This is a genomic window from Parafrigoribacterium mesophilum (assembly GCF_039652555.1).
GTDB classification, from domain to species: domain Bacteria; phylum Actinomycetota; class Actinomycetes; order Actinomycetales; family Microbacteriaceae; genus Parafrigoribacterium; species Parafrigoribacterium mesophilum.
The window spans coordinates 1-256 of the sequence record NZ_JBDJAF010000084.1 but is presented as its reverse complement, the minus strand read 5'-3'; the positions used below and the strand labels follow the sequence as shown (position 1 = coordinate 256).

The following is a 256-nucleotide window of genomic DNA, read 5'->3' as shown; positions in this document are numbered from 1 at the left end:
GACCGTCGACGGCATCGAGTACGGGCTGAAGTACGCGCTGCGCGCTGTTCCCCACGTCACCCAGCTGCGGCGGGTGCCCGCCGGCGTCGGCGTCGGCTACGGACAGAAGTATGTCACCGCCAAGCCGACCACCATCGGGCTGATCCCGGTCGGTTACGCCGACGGGGTTCCACGGTCGCTCGGCGGGGTCGACAACAGCGACATCGAGGTCGGCACCTTGTTCGCCTTCTGACGATCGGCGGCGCGCCCGGTGCCG

The 256-nt window shown here is 69.9% G+C and carries 1 protein-coding gene; it reads left to right on the top strand.

From position 1 onward, the window contains the following. Positions 1–232 (top strand): alanine racemase C-terminal domain-containing protein (locus ABFX56_RS16190; RefSeq protein ID WP_346234380.1); only part of this gene is annotated, 232 nt, incomplete at its 5' end. Positions 233–256 lie beyond the last annotated feature (24 nt).